We start from the raw sequence: 18,446 nt of genomic DNA on the forward strand, positions 1-18,446 counted from the left end.
CCGCCTCCCCTTTCACCGGGCTGCTGCGTAGTGCCACGAACCGTAGGAATGAAGGATTTCATGAATCTGAGTGCATCGATGTCTGTCGTGTTAACGAACTCTCACAACGCAGATCGACCATCAGAGTCACGGAGCCGGTACGCACCCCGGCTATACATTGGGTGTATACGTGTGGTGTAGAGTCCCCGGGCATGTCGATCGGACAGACTTTCCTGGGCCTCCTCGAGGCCAGCCCCCGGCACGGTTACGAGCTGAAACGGGTCTACGACGAACGGTTCGGCCAGGGCCGCCCGCTGCACTACGGGCAGGTCTACTCGACGCTGGCCCGGCTGCTGAAAAGCGGTCTGGTCGAGGTCGACGGGGTGGAGCCCGGCGCCGGCCCGGAGCGCAAGCGCTACGCCATCACCGAGGCCGGGGTCACCGACGTACGGCGCTGGCTGGCCCAACCGGAGAAGCCCGACGCCTACCTGCAGAACACCCTCTACGCCAAGGTGGTGCTCGGGCTGCTCACCGGCCGCGACGCCGCCGACATCCTGGACGTGCAGCGCGCCGAGCACCTGCGGCTGATGCGTACCCTGACCCGGCGCAAGGCCGACGGCGACCTCGCCGACCAGCTCATCTGCGACTTCGCGCTCTTCCACCTGGAGGCCGACCTGCGGTGGCTGGAGCTGACCGCCGCCCGCCTCGACCAGCTCGCCGCCACGCTCTCCGCCGCCACACCGGCGGCCCGGACCGACGCAGCAGCACCACAGACCGAGGCATCGGCGGCGCGGGCCGAGGCATCGGTGCGGTCCGGCGAGCCGACCGGACGCGGGGTGCCGGCATGAGCACCGCGGAACACCTGAGCACCGGGGACCAGCCGCTGCTTGCGGCGGTCGCGCTGCACAAGGCGTACGGGACGACTCCGGCATTGGACGGGGCGAGCCTGGCGATCCGGGCCGGCGAGGTGGTGGCCGTGATGGGTCCCTCCGGCTCGGGCAAGTCGACCCTGCTGCACTGCCTGGCCGGGATCGTCCGGCCGGACGCCGGTGCGGTGCGCTACCGCGACCGGGAACTCTCCGCGATGTCGGACGCCGAGCGCAGCGCGCTGCGCCGCAGCGAGTTCGGCTTCGTGTTCCAGTTCGGCCAACTGGTACCCGAACTGACCTGCCTGGAGAACGTCGCGCTGCCACTGCGGCTGGCCGGGGTACGCCGCCGCGAGGCCGAGCGCCGGGCGGCCGAGTGGCTGGCCCGCCTGGAGGTCACCGACGTGGCCGGGCAGCGCCCCGGCGAGGTCTCCGGCGGGCAGGGGCAGCGGGTCGCGGTGGCCCGGGCCCTGGTCACCGCGCCCCGGGCGGTCTTCGCCGACGAGCCGACCGGCGCGTTGGACTCGCTCAACGGCGAGCAGGTGATGCGGCTGCTCACCGGGGCGGCCCGGGAGGCCGGGGCCGCCGTCGTACTGGTCACGCACGAGCCGCGGGTCGCCGCGTACGCCGATCGGGAGATCGTGGTGCGGGACGGCCGTACCCGCGAGACCGTGCTGGCGGACCGGTGAGCCGGCCCCGCGCCACCGGCTGGGCGGCCGACCTGGCCCTCGGGGCCCGGCTGGTCTTCGCCGGTGGCCGCAACGGGCTGCTCCGGACCCTGATGACCGCCCTCGGGGTGGGCCTCGGGGTGGCGCTGCTGCTGACCAGCACCTCCATCTCCACCATGCTGGACGGCCGCTCGGAGCGGACCGCCGCCCGCGACGACCAGTTCTTCGGTGTCGACCAGCCGCCGCCCGGCGACCGGACCCTGCTGGTCACGGCCGCTGACACCGTCTACCGGGACGAGGTGATCCGGGGCCGGCTGCTCCAACCGGATGGGGCGCATCCGCCGGTACCCCCGGGGCTGACCCGGCTGCCCGGCCCCGGTGAGCTGGTGGTCTCCCCCGCACTGGCCCGGCTGCTCGACTCGCCGGACGGGGCCCTGCTCCGGCCCCGGCTCGACCATCCCGTCGTCGGCACCATCGCCGACCAGGGCCTCTCCGGCCCCAACGAGTACGCCTACTACCTCGGCACGGACCGGCTCCGGCCGGGCGGCGGCACGATGCGGATCGACCACTTCGGTGCCGAGCCGAGCGGCGAGGGGCTGGACCCCGTGCTGATGCTGCTCGTCATGATCATCTTCGTGGTGCTGCTGCTGCCGATCGCGGTCTTCATCGCCGCCGCCGTACGCTTCGGCGGCGAGGCCCGGGACCGGCGACTCGCCGCACTCCGGCTGGTCGGCGCCGACGCGGTGACGACCCGCCGGGTCGCGGCCGGCGAGGCGCTGGTCGGCGCGCTCTTCGGGCTGCTCGGCGGTGCGGTCTTCTTCCTGCTCGGCCGGCAACTCGTCGAACTCGTCACGCTGGAGGGGATCAGCGTCTTCGCCGGGGACGTTCGGCCCAGCCCGGCGCTCGCCGTACTGATCGTGCTGGCGGTGCCGGCGGTCGCCGTCGCGGTCGCCCAGCTCGCGCTGCGCCGGATCGTCGTCGAACCGCTCGGCGTGGTACGCCGGTCCGCCAACCGGCGGCGCCGGCTCTGGTGGCGTTTGATCGTGCCGGTCGTCGGCGCCGCGCTGCTCGCCCCGCTGCGCGGCGGGATCGACCAGACCGGCGGCCCGGTCAACCAGGCTCAGGTGATCATCGGAGTGGTGCTGCTGCTGGTCGGGGTCGCCGCGCTGCTGCCCTGGCTGGTCGAAGCCGTGGTCCGCCGGATGCGCGGCGGCAGCGTCTCGTGGCAGCTCGCCATCCGCCGGCTGCAACTCGACAGCGAGTCCTCGGCCCGGATGGTGAGCGGGGTCGCGGTCGCGGTGGCCGGCGGGATCGCCCTGCAGATGCTCTTCGCCGGGGTCCAGCACAACTACGTCCGGGACACCGGCCAGGACGTCAGCCGGGCCCAGGCGATGGTCCTGGTCAGGGACGATCTGGGGCCGGACGCCGGCTCGCTGGCCGAACGGTTCCGGACCGTCCCAGGGGTCGAACGGGCGGCCGCCGTCCTCGACACCACCATCTCGCCGGTCGGCTCCACACCCGACGAGTACGGCGAGCGGCCCGGCGGCCTGCTGCGGATCGCGGACTGCGCGGAGCTGCGCGAACTCGCCAACCCGGACCGCTGCGTGGACGGCGACGTGTTCCAGATCGTCGACGAGCAGTCACCGGAACAGGCGAACCAGCCGGCACCCGGGCAGCAGGTGGAGATCGGTTTCCGGGATCCGGAGACCACCACGCGGTGGACCGTCCCGACCGATCTGCGGACCGTACCCGCCCGCACCGACCCGGCCGGCAACCGGTTCACCGGCCTGCTCGCCACCCCCGGCGCACTCGACCCGGCCGCGCTACCTGGTCTGCGCGGCAGGGTCTACCTCGTGATGGACCTGAGCCGCCCTGACACCATCGAACTGGTCCGCAACGCGGCCGCCGGGATCGGTCCGACGACCGACGTGCAGACGCTGCGCGCCACCGAGGAGGTCAGTCGGTTCGCCCAGATCCGCCGCGGGCTCTACGTCGGGGTGGTCGCCACCCTGCTGCTGCTCGGCGCCAGCCTGCTGGTCGGCATCCTGGAGCAGTTGCGGGAACGGCGCCGGACGCTCGCCGTGCTGGTGGCGTTCGGCACCCGGCGCGGCACGCTGGGCGCCTCGGTGCTCTGGCAGACCGCCGTACCGGTGCTGCTCGGCCTGGCCCTGGCGATCGTGCTGGGTACGGCGCTCGGCGGCATCCTGCTGTCCCTGGTCGGCCAGCCGGTACGCCTCGACTGGCCCAGCATCGGCACCATGTCCGGGATCGCGGCCAGCGTCGTCCTGCTGGTGACCGGGGCGAGCCTGCCGGTGCTGTGGCGGTTGCTCCGGCCGACCGGGCTCCGCACGGAATGACCGCGACCGGGCAGGTCCAGCGCGGGGGACGGGTCCCCGCGGTCGACCGGCGCTGACCCGGCCCGGTCCCGGAGCGGGCGCTCCCGGGACCGGGCCGCCCCCTCCCCGGTGTGGGTCTGTCAGGCCCCGGCCCGGCGGGCCAGCCGGGCGTCCCGCTTCTCCTCGAACCGGGCCGCCGCCCGGTCCAGCTCGTCGAGTTGCGCCGCCATCTGCTCGCGGGCGGCCTCGCCGTCGGAGTCCAGGCCGGTGACGTTCCAGACGTCCCACTGCCGCAGTACCGGCAGCAGCACGTCGTCGCGGTGCTGGCGCAGGTCGTAGATCCCGGCCAGGGCCATCGCCACCGACTTGCGGGCGAAGCCCTCGATGCCGTTGCCGGGCATCTGGAAGTCGGCCACCACGTCGGCGACCGCCCGCATCGCCTGGCTCGGGGCCAGCTCGAAGGCGGCGCCGAGCAGGTTGCGGTAGAAGACCATGTGCAGGTTCTCGTCCGCGGCGATCCGGGCGAGCAGTTGTTCGCAGCGCGGGTCGCCGGTGACCCGGCCGGTGTTGCGGTGCGAGATCCGGGTGGCGAGTTCCTGGAACGAGACGTACGCCAGCGAGTGCAGCACCTCGTCGTCGTGCGGGTTGTCGTAGCCGGCGGACATGTGGGTCATCCGGGCCCGCTCCAGCGCCACCGGGTCGACCGCCCGGGTCACGGTGAGGTAGTCCCGGATCGCCGTGCCGTGCCGCCCCTCCTCGGCGGTCCACCGGTGCACCCAGGTCCCCCAGGCGCCGTCCCGACCGAAGAGCGTCGCGATCTGGTGGTGGTACGACGGCAGGTTGTCCTCGGTCAGCAGGTTGACCACCAGCGCGGTCCGGGCCACCTCGGGCACCGTGCTGTCCTCGGGCGCCCACGCCTCGCCGTCGAGGATCCCGTCGAAGGTCCGCCCCTCACCCCACGGCACGTACTCGTGCGGGAACCACTCCTTGGCAACCCGGAGGTGCCGGTCGAGATTGTCCGCGACGACCGGCTCCAACTCGATCAGCAGGGCGGTCTGGCCCAGCGGTGCGGTGGGGGTGACGGTCACGGGCTCTCCCTACGCTGGCGTAAGTTACGTTCGCGTAGGTTACGGCCGGCACCCCCGGTCAGGCAAGATCAGCCCACCGTCGGCCAGAGGTCCGCCGCCGGCGGCTGCCAGACATCCGGCGCCGCCGCCACCTGGTCGCCGGAGCGGATGTCCTTCACCTCGTCGCCGACGCCGTCCGCGCCCGGGAACCAGACGTACGGGATGCCGCGCCGCTGCGCGTACCGGATCTGCTTGCCGAACTTCGCCGCCGACGGCGACACCTCGGTCGGGATGCCCCGGCGGCGCAGCGCGTCGGCGATCCGGTTGCTCTCCGGCCGGCGCTCCTCGGCCGCCAGCGCCACCAGCACGCAGGTCGGCACGCTGCGGGAGATCGTCAACGCCTCCGCGCCGAAGAGCAGCCCGAGCAGCCGGGTGACCCCGATCGAGATGCCCACTCCCGGGAACCGGGCATTGGCGTCGCTGGCGAGGTTGTCGTACCGGCCGCCGGAGCTGACCGAGCCGAACCGCTCGTACCCGCGCAACTGGGTCTCGTAGACCGTACCGGTGTAGTAGTCCAGGCCCCGGGCGATGCGCAGGTCGGCCACGCAGAGCCCGGGGGCGTGCGCGACCGCGTTCTCCATCACCGCGACCAGCTCGGCCAGCCCCTCGTCCAGCATCGGGTCGGTCACCCCGAGCCCGCGCACCGCGTCGGCGAAGGACGGATCCGCTGTGGCGATCTCGGCCAGCGCCAGGCACGCCTTGGCCTGTGCCTCGGTCGCCCCGGCGGTCTCGGCCAGCAGCGCCGCCACCCGGTCCGGCCCGATCCGGTCCAGCCGGTCCAGCGCGCGCAGTGCCGCCAGCGGGTCGGCCAGCCCGACCCCCCGGTAGAAGCCCTCCAGGATCTTGCGGTTGTTCACCTGGATCGTGATCGGCAGCCGCCCGTCGGTGCCACCGATCGGCAGGCCGCCGAGCGCGTCGCCGATCACCAGCGGGATCTCGGCCTCGTGGTGCGGCGGCAGGACGTCCCGGTCCACGATGTCGATGTCGGCCTGGAGGAACTCGCGGTAGCGCCCCTCCTGCGGGCGCTCCCCCCGCCAGACCTTCTGGATCTGGTAGCGCCGGAACGGGAACTGGAGCCGGCCGGCGTTCTCCAGCACGTACCGGGCGAACGGCACCGTCAGGTCGAAGTGCAGCCCCAGGGTGCCCTCGCCGGCGCCCGCCGGCCCCTCCTCCTGGAGCCGGCTGATCAGGTAGACCTCCTTGGAGGTCTCACCCTTGCGCAGGAGCTGCTCCAGCGGCTCGACGGCGCGGGTCTCCAGCGGCGCGAAGCCGTACAGCTCGAAGGTGCGCCGGATCCGCTCCAGCACGTACTGCTCGATCATCCGCTGCGGCGGGGTCCACTCCGGGAAGCCGGAGATCGATGTTGGCTTGCTCATCATGCTCCTGTCGGATCTCGCGCCAACGCGCGAGCGGGGATTACCAGCCCCGGGTGGGCGCGACCCACGGCCCGTCGAGGTCAGCGACCTCGATCAGGTACGGGTTGCTCGCCCGCTCGCGGCCGATGCTGGTCGCGGGGCCGTGGCCGGGCAGCACGACGGTGTCGTCGGCAAGCGGGAGGATCTTCTCCCGCAGGCTCCGCACCATGGTCGGCAGGCTGCCGCCCGGCAGGTCGGTGCGGCCGATCGACCCGGCGAAGAGCACGTCGCCCGCCAGGCAGATCTGCTCCGCCGCCCAGTCCACCCCGGGTGGAAGGGGCAGGTCGGACCGGACGGCCGGGCCCGCGCCCGGCAGCCGGAACAGCACCGACCCGCCGGTATGGCCCGGCGCGTGGTCGACGGTGATCTCCAACCCGGCCAGGGCCAGGGTCGCCCCGTCGGTCAGCTCGGCCACCTCCTCCGGCTCGGCGTACGGCAGCCGGCCGCCGAAGAGCTGGGCGAGGTCCATCGAGAGCGCCTTGGCCGGGTCGGCGAGCAGCTCGCGGTCGCCCGGATGCACGTACGCCGGAATGCCCCGGGCGCCGCAGACCGGCGCGACCGAGAAGGTGTGGTCGAGATGACCGTGGGTCAGCAGCACGGCGGCCGGCCGCAGCCGATGCTCGGCCAGCAGATCGTCGAGCCGGTCCAGCACCCCGATGCCGGGGTCGACGACGACACACTGTTCCCCTGGCGCGGTGGCCACCACATAGCAGTTGGTGCCGAAGGCGTCCGCGGGGAAGCCGGCGACGAGCACGTGGGCTCCTCCCATCCGACGGTCTCAGTAGCGTTTGGCCCTCAGGTCTCAATGTCAGTTTCGACCCCACCATATCGGGCGGCCCGCACGACCGACCGCTCATATACACCTGCCCCGGGAGGCGCCAGGAGACACAGTGATAATCTCCGATGGTTTCGGGGTGACCTCGTACAACACTTTCCCAGCGGTTACCCGTACACTCTGGCGGGCGTGTGGCGTGGCGCACTTGACGCCGGGGCGGCGGATCGTGCCGTGGCCAGGACGACCGCCGGCACGGCGACCTGAGGTAAGACGACGACCAGGGCACATGGAAAGGGGAGCGCGGGTGGCTTCCAGCAGAGACCGGCAGCGCAAACTCGCGCGGGCCAAGCTCGACCGGCAGATGGCCCGCCGGGCGGCCGCCGCCCGGCGCAAGCGACAGATCCGGGCCGGTATCGGCTCCGCCGTCGCACTGCTGCTGATCGTGTTGGGCTCGTTCTGGGCGCTCGGCGGTTTCGACCGTGACCCGGCCGACGACGCCGCCGCCCCCGAGACGTGCGCCTGGACCAGCCAGGACGCCCAGGCGAACACGAACCTGAAGGACGTCGGCACCCCGCCCACCCGGGACCTGCCCACCACCGGCACCCGGCCGATGACGATCACCACGGACCAGGGCGCCCCGGTCACCGTCGAGCTGGACCTGGCGAATGCGCCGTGTGCGGCGGCCAGCTTCAGCCACCTGGCCGGGAAGTCGTTCTTCGACAACACCAAGTGCCACGAACTGACCAGCGAGGGAGCGCTGCGCTGCGGCGACCCGAGCGGTACCGGCCAGGGCGGCCCGACGTACACGTTCTTCAGCGAGAACACCCCGGACGCCCCGGCGCCGAGCCCGTCCGCCGACCCGTCGGCCAGCGCCAGCCCGTCGGCGAGCCCGTCCCCCAGCCCGACCGCGACCACCCCCGCCGCGCCGCTCTACCCGGTCGGCACCGTCGCGATGATCGGCAACCCACCCGGCGCCAACGGCAGCCAGTTCCTGATCTTCTTCAAGGACTTCAGCCCGACCCAGCCCAACTACCCGATCGTCGGCCGGGTGACCGGCGGGCTCGACGTGATCAAGAAGATCGGCGCCATGGAAACCGTGGACAATGGTTCCGGCGTCAAAATCAAGCCGAAGACCGACGTGGTGATCCAGAGCCTCACCGTCGGTGAGCCGGCGTCGGGCGACCCGACGGCGGTACCGTCGGCGGCGACCCCGACGCCGACCGCGCCGTCGGCCAGCCCGACGGTCGCCGGACAGTCCTGAGAACCGCAGAGACCAGCCCAGCCGCGGACCCGGCCGCGCTGCACATAGTCCAGGAGGAGCCACCGTGACGTCCACCAGAGAGCGGCAGCGCGCCGCGGCGCGGGCCAAGCTGGAACGGGAGATGGCCGAGCGCGCCGCCGCCGCCCGCAAGCGCCGGCAAGTGCAGGCCAGCATCGGCGCGGGGGTGGCGTTGCTGCTGGTGGTCGCCGGCTCGGTGTGGCTGGTGATGAGTCTCGGCGACGACAAGGACGCCTCGACCGAGGCGGGCGCCGCCACCTGCGCCTGGACCGACATCCCGGCCGAGCAGCGCAACGCGGCGACCAAGGACGTCGGGCTGCCGCCGACCTCGGTGAAGAACACCGGCAGCCAGACGATGACGATCGACACCAACCTCGGTCCGATCACCGCCAAGATCAACCTCGCCGACGTGCCCTGCACCGCCGCCAGCTTCACCCACCTCGCCGAGAAGAAGTTCTTCGACAACACCAAGTGCCACCGGCTGGTCACCCAGGGCCTCCAGGTGCTCCAGTGCGGCGACCCGAGCGTCACCGGCGACAAGTGGAAGGAGACCGACGGCACCGGCGGGCCGACCTACCGGTTCGCCGAGGAGAACCTGCCGACGGACAAGCGGCCGCCGTACCCGGCCGGAGTGATCGCGATGGCGAACTCGGGGCAGCCGGGCAGCACCGGCAGCCAGTTCTTCATCGTGTACGGCGACTCGCAGCTGCCCGCCTCGTACACGGTGCTCGGCACCGTCACCGGCGGTCTGGACCTGGTCGCCCAGGTCGGCGCGGCCGGTGACGACGGCGCCTTCGCGCAGCAGGCCGGTGGCGGCCACCCGAAGAAGGAAGTCCTGATCAAGTCGCTGACCATGAGCGCCCCGGTCGGCTGAGACCGGACCCGTAGGCACAACGGCGCCGCGCCGCCCCGTCGAGGGGTGGCGCGGCGCCGTTCTTGTCGTTCGTGACGTGAGGCCCCCCCGTGCCGGCGGCCCGTTCTCCCGGCCTCCCGGACGGCTCAGGCGCCTGAGGTGACCCGGTAGGCGTCGAAGACGCCGTCCACCTTGCGTACGGCGGCGAGCAGGTGCCCCAGGTGCTTGGGGTCGGCCATCTCGAAGCTGAACCGGCTGACCGCCACCCGGTCCCGGGTGGTGGTCACGGTGGCGGAGAGGATGTTGACCCGCTCGTCGGAGAGCACCCGGGTCACGTCCGCGAGCAGCTTGTGCCGGTCGAGCGCCTCGACCTGGATCGCGACCAGGAACGTCGAGGCCGAGGTGAGCCGCCAGCTCACCTCGACGACGCGTTCGGTCTGCGCCCTGAGGTCCTCGGCGTTCGCGCAGTCGTCGCGGTGCACGCTCACCCCGCCGGAGCGGGTCACGAAGCCGAACACGGAGTCCGGCGGAACCGGCGTGCAGCAGCGGGCGAGCTTGATCCAGACGTCGCTGACCCCCCGGACCACCACGCCCGGGTCGTTGCTGTTGCCCCGGCGCTGCGGGCGCGTGGCGACCGCGGTCTCGGCGAGGTCCTCCGCGGCCCCCTCCTCGCCGCCGTAGCCGGCCATCAACTTCTGCACCACGGACTGCGCGGAGACCTGGCTGTCGCCGACCGCCGCGTAGAGCGAGGCGACGTCGGCGAGGTGCAGGTCCCGGGCGATGGTCATCAGGTTGTCCGTGGTCAGCATCCGCTGCAACGGCATGCCCTGCTTGCGCATCGCCTTGACGATCGCGTCCTTGCCGGCCTCGATCGCCTCCTCGCGGCGCTCCTTGTTGAAGTACTGCCGGATCTTCGTCCGGGCCCGTGGGCTCTTGACGAAGCCCAGCCAGTCCTGGGTCGGGCCGGCGGTGTCGGACTTCGAGGTGAAGATCTCGATCACGTCGCCGTTGGAGAGCGTCGACTCCAGCGGCACCAGCTTGCCGTTCACCCGCGCGCCGATGCACTTGTGCCCGACCTCGGTGTGCACCGCGTACGCGAAGTCCACCGGAGTCGAGGCGGTCGGCAGCGGGATCACGTCGCCCTTGGGCGTGAAGACGTAGACCTCCTGGCTGGAGAGGTCGAAGCGGAGCGCGTCGAGGAACTCGCTCGGATCGGCCGCCTCGCGCTGCCAGTCCAGCAACTGCCGCAGCCACGTCATCTCGTCGATGTGGGCCGGCGGGCCGACGATCGTCTCGCCCTTCTTCTCCTTGTACTTCCAGTGCGCGGCGATGCCGAACTCGGCCGTACGGTGCATCGCGTAGGTGCGGATCTGCATCTCGACCGGCTTGCCGGAAGGCCCGATGACCGTGGTGTGCAACGACTGGTACATGTTGAACTTCGGCATCGCGATGTAGTCCTTGAACCGCCCCGGCACGGGCTGCCAGTTCGCGTGGATCACACCGAGTGCCGCGTAGCAGTCCCGCACCGTGTCGACCAGGATGCGCACGCCGACCAGGTCGTAGATGTCGTTGAAGTCCCGACCCCGGACGATCATCTTCTGGTAGATCGAGTAGAGGTGCTTGGGCCGGCCGGTGGTCTCCGCCTTGATCTTGGCGGAACGGAGATCGATCTGCACCTTCTGGGTCACCTGCCGCAGCAGCGCCTCACGCTGCGGCTGGTGCTCCCCGATCAGCCGGTTGATCTCCTCGTAGCGCTTCGGGAAGAGGTTGGCGAAGGCCAGATCCTCCAGCTCCCACTTGATGGTGTTCATACCGAGCCGGTGCGCCAGCGGCGCCAGGATCTCCAGCGTCTCCTTCGCCTTCTGCTCCCGCTTGGCCGGGGGCAGGAAGGTCAGGGTACGCATGTTGTGCAGCCGGTCGGCCAGCTTGATGACCAGCACCCGGGGGTCCTTGGCCATCGCCACGACCATCTTGCGGATCGTCTCCGCCTTGGCCGCGTCGCCCAGCTTGACCTTGTCCAGCTTGGTGACGCCGTCGACCAGCAGGGCGACCTCGGCGCCGAAGTCGGCGCGCATCTGGTCGAGCCCGTAGTCGGTGTCCTCGATGGTGTCGTGCAGCAGCGCGGCGACCAGGGTGGTGGTGTCCATCCCGAGGTTGGCCAGGATGGTGGCGACCGCCAGCGGGTGGGTGATGTAGGGGTCACCGGATTTGCGGTATTGCCCGGAGTGCCACCGGGCGGCCATGTCGAAGGCACGTTGCAGCAGCCGCGCGTCCGCCTTGGGGTGCGACGCACGGTGTGTCGCGATCAGCGGCTCCAGCACCTCGCTCACCTGCGGGGTCTGCCAGGGAGCGTTGAACCGGGCCAGCCGGGCCCGGACCCGGCGCCCGGTCGGCGCGTTGGCCAGGGCGAAGCTCGTCGCGGGCGGCTGCGGAGCCCCGCCCGCCATTCCGGCGAACTCGGCGGTCGTGCCGGCCCCGATGGCACCGACGCCGGCCGGTACGGCCGGTACGGGGGCGGGACCGCCGAGCGGTCCGGCAGCCGCAGCGGCGGCACCGGCCTGGCTGCCGGCGGCCGGCTGGGCCGCACCGAGCGGTCGCGTCGCCCCGCCGGCCCGCCCGGGGCCGGTCTGGGCCTGCTCGGCGGCGGCCGTCGGCTCCACGGGCCCGGAGAGCGCACCAGGACGAGTGGGTCCGCCGGCCGGGGACTGGGCGCCGCCAGCGCTGGTCGTGACGTCGGCAGAAGTACCAGCCTCGTTGGTGGGATGCACCATGCCCTCCGCCGGAGGGGCGACATCGGAAGACACCGGCCTCCTCAACACTTCGCCGGGAATGACCCGACCGTAGCCGGTCGAGCCGGTCCTACGCCAGTCACGGGCATGTCGCCCGGGCCAGCCACGAAGGGCAATCGTACCCGCCCGGACAACCTGGTGACCGTCCTCCGGACGTACGGCGCGGTCGAGCGGTCACCGGGGGGCTAAACGGTCAACAGGGCATGAACCGACCGGGGCGCGAGCCGCTCGCGACCATTCAGGAAGCCCAGCTCCATCAGCACGCTGAACCCGGCCACCGTGCCGCCGGCCCGCTCGACCAACTCCAGGGTGGCCTGTGCCGTCCCGCCGGTGGCGAGTACGTCGTCGACCACCAGGACCCGGTGTCCGGCCGTAAACGCGTCCTGGTGCACCTCCAGGGTGGCCTCGCCGTACTCCAGGGCGTACGAGGCGGCGTACGCGGCCCGGGGCAGCTTGCCGGCCTTGCGCACCGGCACCACCCCGACCCCGGTGGCGTACGCGATCGCGGCGGCCACCACGAAGCCGCGCGCCTCGATCCCGACCACCACGTCGAACGAGTCCCGCCCGTGGTGGTCGACGATGTCGTCGATCACCGTCCGGAACGCGATGCCGTCGGCGAACAACGGCATCAGGTCCTTGAACACGATGCCGGGTTTCGGGAAGTCGGGCACGTCCAGTACCCGGCTGGCCACCAACTGCGCGGTGACCGGGCCGCTGTCGCCGCGTACCTCGGTCGGGGTCTCCGTCACACTGCGTCCTCTCCGGGCAAAGGCGCCCGACCCGCCGCCTGGGCGGCGCGTCGGGCGCCTTTCGGTCCGTTCGTCCGGCTCAGCGCCGGCTGTCCGGCTCAGCGCCGCTTGCCACCGGGCCGGTTGCCACCGGAGCGACCGCCCCGGGCGCCACCGGACCGCTTGCCCGACGGCCGGGAGCCGACCTTCGGCGCGGCCCCGGCCAGCGCGGTCGCCTCGGCCGCCGGCGCCGGAGCATCCTCAGCCGTCGGCTCGGCCGGCGTCTCGGCGGCCGGCCGGGCCTGGCCGGGTTGCCGGGCGGGGCGGCGCGTGGCGGAAGCGTCCCGGCCACCGCCGGCCCGGCGGGCCAGCACCCGCTGGGTGTGCTGCCGGATCCGCGGCTCCCGCTCCTTCAGCGACACCAGCAGCGGCGTCGAGAAGAAGATCGACGAGAAGAACGCGGCGCCCATACCGACGAAGAGCACCAGGCCGAGGTCCTTCAGCGTGCCGGCGCCGAGCAGCCCGGCACCGATGAAGAGCAGACCACCGACCGGCAGCAGGGCGACCACCGAGGTGTTGATCGACCGCATCAGCGTCTGGTTCAGGGCCAGGTTGGCCGCCTCGGCGTACGTCTGGCTGCTGCCACCGGTGATGCCCCGGGTGTTCTCCTGGATCTTGTCGAAGACCACCACGGTGTCGTAGAGCGCGAAACCGAGGATGGTGAGGAAGCCGACGACGGTCGACGGGGTCACCTCGAAGCCGACCGCCGAGTAGATGCCGGCGGTGAGCAGCAGGTCGAGGGCGAGGCCGGAGACCGCCGCGATCGCCATCCGCAGCTCGAACCGGAGCACCAGGTAGCCGGTGACCAGCACGAGGAAGATCACCAGACCGATCAGCGCCCGCTGGGTGATCTGGGCGCCCCAGGCCGCGCTGACCCGGTTGTCGCTGACCGGGACGCCCAGCTCCTGCGCGACCGCCGTCCGTACGTCAGTGGCCTGCTGCTGGTCGAGCGGCGAGGTCCGGAACAGGTAGGTGGCGTTGGCTCCGTTGCCGACCTGCTGGCTGGAGACCACCTCGGCCGGCCCCTCCGGAGTCGACTCGTCGGCGAGCGCGTTGTGCACCGCCTCCTCGGCCCGCTGCATGGTGCCGACCGAGGTCGGCACCTGGAACTCGTTGCCGCCCCTGAACTCGATGCCGAGGGTGAAGCCCTGGATCACGAAGCTCAGCACGGTCAGCAAGACCAGGCCACCGCAGATGCTGAACCACAGCTTGCGGCGGGGGACGATCGCGAGACCGGCCTCACCGCGGTACAAGCGGCTGGCGAGCCCACTCCTGCTCATCTCAGGCCTCCTTCACGCGGGTCTTGCCGGTCGTCGGCGCCTCGTCGTCGTCCCCGGTATGCAGCGCCCGACCCAGCCCGCTGACCCGCGGCGACAGGAATGCCGGGGTACGCGCGAACATCGTCATGATCGGATGCCGGAACAGGAAGACGACCACCAGGTCGAGGATGGTGGCCAGGCCCAGCGCGAAGGCGAAGCCGCGCACCGTGCCGGCCGAGACGAGGTAGAGCACCACGGCGGCCATGATCGAGATGGCGTTCGCCGAGATGATCGTACGGCGGGCCCGGGCCCAGGCGCGGGGTACCGCGCTGCGCGGGCTGCGCCCCTCCCGGATCTCGTCTTTCAGACGTTCGAAGTAGATGACGAAGGAGTCGGCGGCGACGCCCAGCGAGACGATGAACCCGGCGATCCCGGCCAGCGTCAGGGTGAAGCCGATCTGGCGGCCGAGCACCACCAGCGCGCCGAAGACCAGGATGGCGGAGAGGATCAGGCTGAGGAAGATCACCGAGCCGAGCAGCCGGTAGTAGAAGAAGGCGTAGATGATCACCAGGAGCATGCCGATGCCGGCGGCCAGCAGGCCGGCTCGCAGGTGCTCGGTGCCGAGCGTGGCGGTGATGTTCTGCGCTTCCTGCGGCTCGAAGGTCAGCGGCAGGGCACCGTAGCGGAGCTGGCTGGCCAGCTCGTTGGCGCTGGCGTTGGTGAAGCTGCCGGTGATCTGAGAGTCACCGGTCAGCACGCCCTGGATCTCCGGGGAGGAGATGATCTGGTTGTCCAGCACCACCGCCACCCGGCACCGGCCCTCGTCGCCCAGGGCCGCCTGGTCGCACTGGCTGTCGGTGTTGTTGTACGCCTCGCGGGTCAGGTTGGTCCACTTGCTCTGGCCGTCGCCGGTGAAGTCGAGGCTGACCACGTACTGGCTGGTGGTCTGGTCGAGCACCCCGTCGGCGTCCTGGACGTCGGTCCCCTCCACCTTGGCGACGTCCAGCAGGTTCTTCTGCTGGCCACTCTCGCAGGCGACCACCTGCTGGTTCGACTCCTTGATCGAGCCGGGCGGCCGCTGGTCGAGCTTCTCGCAGGTGATGGTCGGTACGTTGAACTGGACGCCGGCCGGCAGGACCCGGATCTCCTGCGGGGTCAGGTCGGCGAACGGCTTGAGCTTCTCGGCAAGCGCCGGGTCCGCGCTGAAGTCCGCCGGCGCCTGGAGCGCGGTGGCGGCGGCCCATGCCTCGGCACCGACCTTCCGCTCCACCGCCGCGCGCTGCTGCTCCGGGGTCTGGTCGCCCGGAGCCGCCGGGGCGGCGCTGGCCGAGGCGCTCGGTGCCGGCGAGGCGCTGCCGCTCGGCGTGGGCGTGGGGGCCGGAGCGCCGCCGCCCTGTCCACCGCCGGCGCCTGGCGACGAGGTCACCGCCGGAGACGGGCTGCCGGACGGGCTGGCGCTGCCGGAGGGGGCTGGGCTGCCGGACGGGGCCGGGCTGGCCGACGCGCCGGGCGACGGTGCGGCGTTGACCGGACCGCCGCCGTCGACGGTCTTGAGCACCTTGCGGAACCGCAGCTCGGCCGGGGTGCCGACGTCGTTGAGGTCGGCGTTCTGACCCGGCACCGAGATCACGATGTTGCGGTTGCCCTCGGTGACCACCTCGGCCTCGGCGACACCGCGGCCGTCCACCCGGTTCTGGATGATCTGCCGGGCCCTCTCCAGGGAGCTGGCGGGGGGCGCCTCGCCGGCCTCGGTGGTCAGGGTCATCCGGGTGCCGCCGACGAGATCCAGGCCGAGCTTCGGCTCAAGCCGGTCCGTCCAGCTGCCCTTGGCCCCGGCGGCGAAGAACACCAGAAGGTAGAGGACGGTGAAGATCAACCCGAGCACGGCCAGCTGCCGCCCGGGTCGCATCTGTCCCTGAGGTGGTGCCACGGCTTTCCTGTCTCCCTGCGCGGTTCGGCCGCTAGTGGTGGGCGGCGGGTCGGAGGCCGGCGGAGTCCGGCGACATGCGTACCGCACCGGTGGGGGTCCCACCGGCCCGTCGATCTATTATCTTCGATGCCAACCCTGCCCCGTCGGGCGGGGTCGGTCGTTGAACCTTTTCAACCTGAACCGCGCGGCACCCACGCACCGCAGCCGACCCTGCGGTCCGCCGGACCGCAAGGTGAGGTTGGAAAAGGTTCATTCCTTCGCGTCGACCTCTTCCGGCACCGACTCGACCCGCTCCACCTTCTGGACGACCCGGGCGATCGCCGGCCGCGCGTACCGCGTCTGTACGCCGGGCGCCACCTCGAGCATCACGGTCTCGTCGTCCACGCTGGTGACGGTGCCGTAGAGCCCGCCGATGGTGACCACCTCGTCGCCGGGGCCGATCGAGGACTGCATCTGCTCGGCCTCGCGGCGCCGCTTCTGCTGCGGCCGGATCATCATGAAGTACATGACGACGAAGAGCAGGACAATCATGAGGAGCGGCATGAAACTCCCGGCTCCGCCGCCGCTCGCTGCTGCCAAAGGCACTGTTACGACCTTCCCATCGGCCTCGTCGCGGCATGAGCATGCCGGAGCGGAGGCAGGAACTCACGTCCTGTACAAACGCGGCGAGTCTAGTCCCTGCACCTGAGAACACCGAATGCGGCACAGATCACGAACGAATCACACCTCCTGGGACCCTGCGGAGAAGAGGTCGGGCACCGCGGGCCCGCTCGCACCAAATGTACCATTTGGCGGATTGCGCCCCAAGTGTCGCCAAGCGGCCTCGGTGGCCACCCGTCCCCGGGGCGTACGGGCCAGCAGACCGGCCCGGACCAGGAAGGGCTCGCAGACCTCCTCGACGGTGTCCGGCTGCTCCCCCACCGCCACCGCCAGGGTCGAGAGCCCCACCGGACCGCCCCGGAACGAGTCGACCAGCGCGGTCAACACCGCCCGGTCCAGCCGGTCCAGCCCCAGCTCGTCCACGTCGTAGACCCGCAGCGCCGCCCGCGCGGTCTCCCGGGTCACCGTCCCGTCCGCCCGGACCTCGGCGAAGTCGCGTACCCGGCGGAGCAGCCGGTTGGCGATCCGGGGCGTACCCCGGGACCGGCCGGCGATCTCCGCCGAACCGCCCTCGGTGATCGGCACCCCCAGGATCCGCGCCGACCGCTGGAGCAGCACGTCCAGCTCGTCCGCGGAGTAGAAGTCGAGGTGCGCGACGAAGCCGAACCGGTCCCGCATCGGGCCGGTCAACAGCCCGGACCGGGTGGTCGCGCCGACCAGGGTGAACGGCTCGACGTCCAGCGGGATCGCGGTCGCGCCCGGCCCCTTGCCCACCACCACGTCGACCCGGAAGTCCTCCATCGCGCTGTAGAGCAGCTCCTCGGCCGGCTTGGCGATCCGGTGGATCTCGTCGATGAAGAGCACGTCGCCCTCGGACAGGCTGGTCAGGATCGCGGCGAGGTCACCGGAGCGCTCGATCGCCGGACCGCTGGTCACCCGGATCCCCGCACCCAGCTCGGCGGCGACGATGTTCGCCAGGGTCGTGTTGTGCACGACCAGATCGTTGACGGTGAAGGTGTGGTCGTCGGCGACGGTGAGACACCGGCACGGATGGAGTCCGGCCGGCTCGACCGAGGCGACCCGGTCGGCGGCGAGACTCTCCTCGAACCGGTCCCGACGGGGCGCCCACTCCGCCAGCCGCCGGCCACGCTCGCCGAGCACGGTGATCCGCTCGACGAACCGCGCGACGTCGTCCTGGCTGGTGACGCTCAGCCGCCACGACTCGTGCGGCCGCCCCTGGTAGCTGCCCCGCTTGAGCTTCAGCCGGGACTGGACCCCGAGCCGCAGCAGCAGGTGCTGCACGTCCTGGAGCAGCCCGTACGAGACGCTGTAGAACTCGACCACCACGTCGTACCGGTCACGCCCCCGCCGGTTCACCGACCCGTCACAGGCGAAGTACGCCCCGAGGAAGGCGCCCACCTGCCACTCGTCGCCCCGGTAGACGAAGGGCGGGACCCGCTTGTGCCAGGCCGTCTTGTCCAGCAGCCCGTGCTCGGCAAGCCAGCCCCGCAGCCCGGAAATCCGGACGAGGGAACTGCGGGCGCTGTTCGGCCGGGTCCGGTGCGGATGACCGAGCCGGTCACACACCGACCGGAAGTCGTCCAGCACGTCCGGGTCGCTTCCGGTGAAGGTGACCTGGTTCGACGTACAGCCGTCGCCGATCAGGTAACCGGCCAACCGGAACTCGTCGGTCGACTCGGCGCCGCCGGCCGCCAGCTCGGGACGCAACACGTTCGCCAACACGTCCCGGTCGGTCAGGTCGCCGGCTTTCATCCACCCGTC

The 18,446-nt window shown here is 71.7% G+C and carries 13 protein-coding genes and 2 pseudogenes; 5 read left to right on the plus strand and 10 right to left on the minus strand.

All coding sequences use genetic code 11. The features are described 5' to 3' along the window. The first annotated feature begins 191 nt into the window (after positions 1-191). Genes AAH979_RS20505 through AAH979_RS20515 form a run of 3 tightly spaced genes read left to right on the plus strand, consistent with a single transcriptional unit; the run spans position 192 to position 3,870 of the window. Complete coding sequence (locus tag AAH979_RS20505; RefSeq protein WP_346259728.1) at positions 192-827, plus strand: PadR family transcriptional regulator; 636 nt, start codon at positions 192-194, stop codon at positions 825-827. Continuing rightward, positions 824-1,534, plus strand: coding sequence for an ABC transporter ATP-binding protein (locus AAH979_RS20510; protein ID WP_346259729.1), 711 nt, complete (start codon positions 824-826; stop codon positions 1,532-1,534). Before AAH979_RS20505 ends, AAH979_RS20510 begins: the two co-directional genes overlap by 4 nt. Then, positions 1,531-3,870 carry an ABC transporter permease gene (locus tag AAH979_RS20515; protein WP_346259730.1) on the plus strand — a complete coding sequence of 780 codons (2,340 nt, stop codon included), beginning with the start codon at positions 1,531-1,533 and terminating at the stop codon, positions 3,868-3,870. The genes AAH979_RS20510 and AAH979_RS20515 overlap by 4 nt, the downstream gene beginning before the upstream one ends. Before the next feature lie 119 nt (positions 3,871-3,989). On the opposite strand, the gene AAH979_RS20520 is transcribed toward AAH979_RS20515, so the two are convergent. From AAH979_RS20520 to AAH979_RS20530, 3 genes are all read right to left on the minus strand, one after another. Further along, positions 3,990-4,937, minus strand: coding sequence for an acyl-ACP desaturase (locus AAH979_RS20520; protein ID WP_346259731.1), 948 nt, complete (start codon positions 4,935-4,937; stop codon positions 3,990-3,992). Positions 4,938-5,005: 68 nt separating this feature from the next. Next, a complete protein-coding gene (hisS, locus tag AAH979_RS20525) occupies positions 5,006-6,352 on the minus strand; it encodes a histidine--tRNA ligase (RefSeq protein WP_346259732.1) in 1,347 nt (448 codons plus the stop codon). A 40-nt stretch (positions 6,353-6,392) separates the two neighbouring features. Next, a complete protein-coding gene (locus AAH979_RS20530) occupies positions 6,393-7,145 on the minus strand; it encodes an MBL fold metallo-hydrolase (protein WP_346259733.1) in 753 nt (250 codons plus the stop codon). 325 nt (positions 7,146-7,470) lie between these two features. On the opposite strand from AAH979_RS20530, the gene AAH979_RS20535 reads away from it, so the two are divergent. Then, a complete protein-coding gene (locus AAH979_RS20535; protein WP_346259734.1) occupies positions 7,471-8,427 on the plus strand; it encodes a peptidylprolyl isomerase in 957 nt (318 codons plus the stop codon). Between the two features lie 64 nt (positions 8,428-8,491). Beyond that, positions 8,492-9,319 carry a peptidylprolyl isomerase gene (locus tag AAH979_RS20540; RefSeq protein ID WP_346259735.1) on the plus strand — a complete coding sequence of 276 codons (828 nt, stop codon included), beginning with the start codon at positions 8,492-8,494 and terminating at the stop codon, positions 9,317-9,319. 125 nt (positions 9,320-9,444) lie between these two features. On the opposite strand, the pseudogene AAH979_RS20545 reads toward AAH979_RS20540, so the two are convergent. From AAH979_RS20545 to AAH979_RS20575, 7 genes and pseudogenes are all read right to left on the minus strand, one after another. Then, positions 9,445-11,709 (minus strand): annotated as a pseudogene (locus AAH979_RS20545) (bifunctional (p)ppGpp synthetase/guanosine-3',5'-bis(diphosphate) 3'-pyrophosphohydrolase); the annotation flags it as partial. 563 nt (positions 11,710-12,272) lie between these two features. Next, entirely contained in the window at positions 12,273-12,836 is a 564-nt protein-coding gene (locus tag AAH979_RS20550; RefSeq protein WP_346259736.1) for an adenine phosphoribosyltransferase, read from the minus strand. 98 nt (positions 12,837-12,934) lie between these two features. Further along, a complete protein-coding gene (gene secF / locus AAH979_RS20555; RefSeq protein WP_346259737.1) occupies positions 12,935-14,155 on the minus strand; it encodes a protein translocase subunit SecF in 1,221 nt (406 codons plus the stop codon). Between the two features lies 1 nt (position 14,156). Beyond that, positions 14,157-16,064, minus strand: a complete 1,908-nt coding sequence (secD, locus tag AAH979_RS20560; RefSeq protein ID WP_346259738.1) for a protein translocase subunit SecD — start codon at positions 16,062-16,064, stop codon at positions 14,157-14,159. Positions 16,065-16,313: 249 nt separating this feature from the next. After that, positions 16,314-16,607: a preprotein translocase subunit YajC gene (gene yajC, locus AAH979_RS20565; protein ID WP_346259739.1), complete on the minus strand. Its 294-nt coding sequence runs from the start codon at positions 16,605-16,607 to the stop codon at positions 16,314-16,316. 177 nt (positions 16,608-16,784) lie between these two features. After that, positions 16,785-17,831, minus strand: a complete 1,047-nt coding sequence (gene ruvB / locus AAH979_RS20570) for a Holliday junction branch migration DNA helicase RuvB (protein ID WP_346259757.1) — start codon at positions 17,829-17,831, stop codon at positions 16,785-16,787. A gap of 9 nt (positions 17,832-17,840) precedes the next feature. Then, a pseudogene (locus AAH979_RS20575) lies at positions 17,841-18,437 on the minus strand (LAGLIDADG family homing endonuclease); the annotation flags it as partial. Between the last annotated feature and the right edge of the window lie 9 nt (positions 18,438-18,446).

Origin of the sequence: Plantactinospora sp. ZYX-F-223 (assembly GCF_039649625.1) — a bacterium.
Taxonomy (GTDB): Bacteria; Actinomycetota; Actinomycetes; order Mycobacteriales; family Micromonosporaceae; genus Plantactinospora.

Excerpts from the sequence above, each read along its gene's own strand:
- AAH979_RS20510 (WP_346259729.1), top strand. The coding sequence starts at position 824 with ATGAGCACCGCGGAACACCTGAGCACCGGGGACCAGCCGCTGCTTGCG.
- hisS (WP_346259732.1), bottom strand. The coding sequence starts at position 6,352 with ATGAGCAAGCCAACATCGATCTCCGGCTTCCCGGAGTGGACCCCGCCG.
- yajC (WP_346259739.1), bottom strand. The coding sequence starts at position 16,607 with ATGCCGCTCCTCATGATTGTCCTGCTCTTCGTCGTCATGTACTTCATG.
- AAH979_RS20505 (WP_346259728.1), top strand. The coding sequence starts at position 192 with ATGTCGATCGGACAGACTTTCCTGGGCCTCCTCGAGGCCAGCCCCCGG.
- secF (WP_346259737.1), bottom strand. The coding sequence starts at position 14,155 with ATGAGCAGGAGTGGGCTCGCCAGCCGCTTGTACCGCGGTGAGGCCGGT.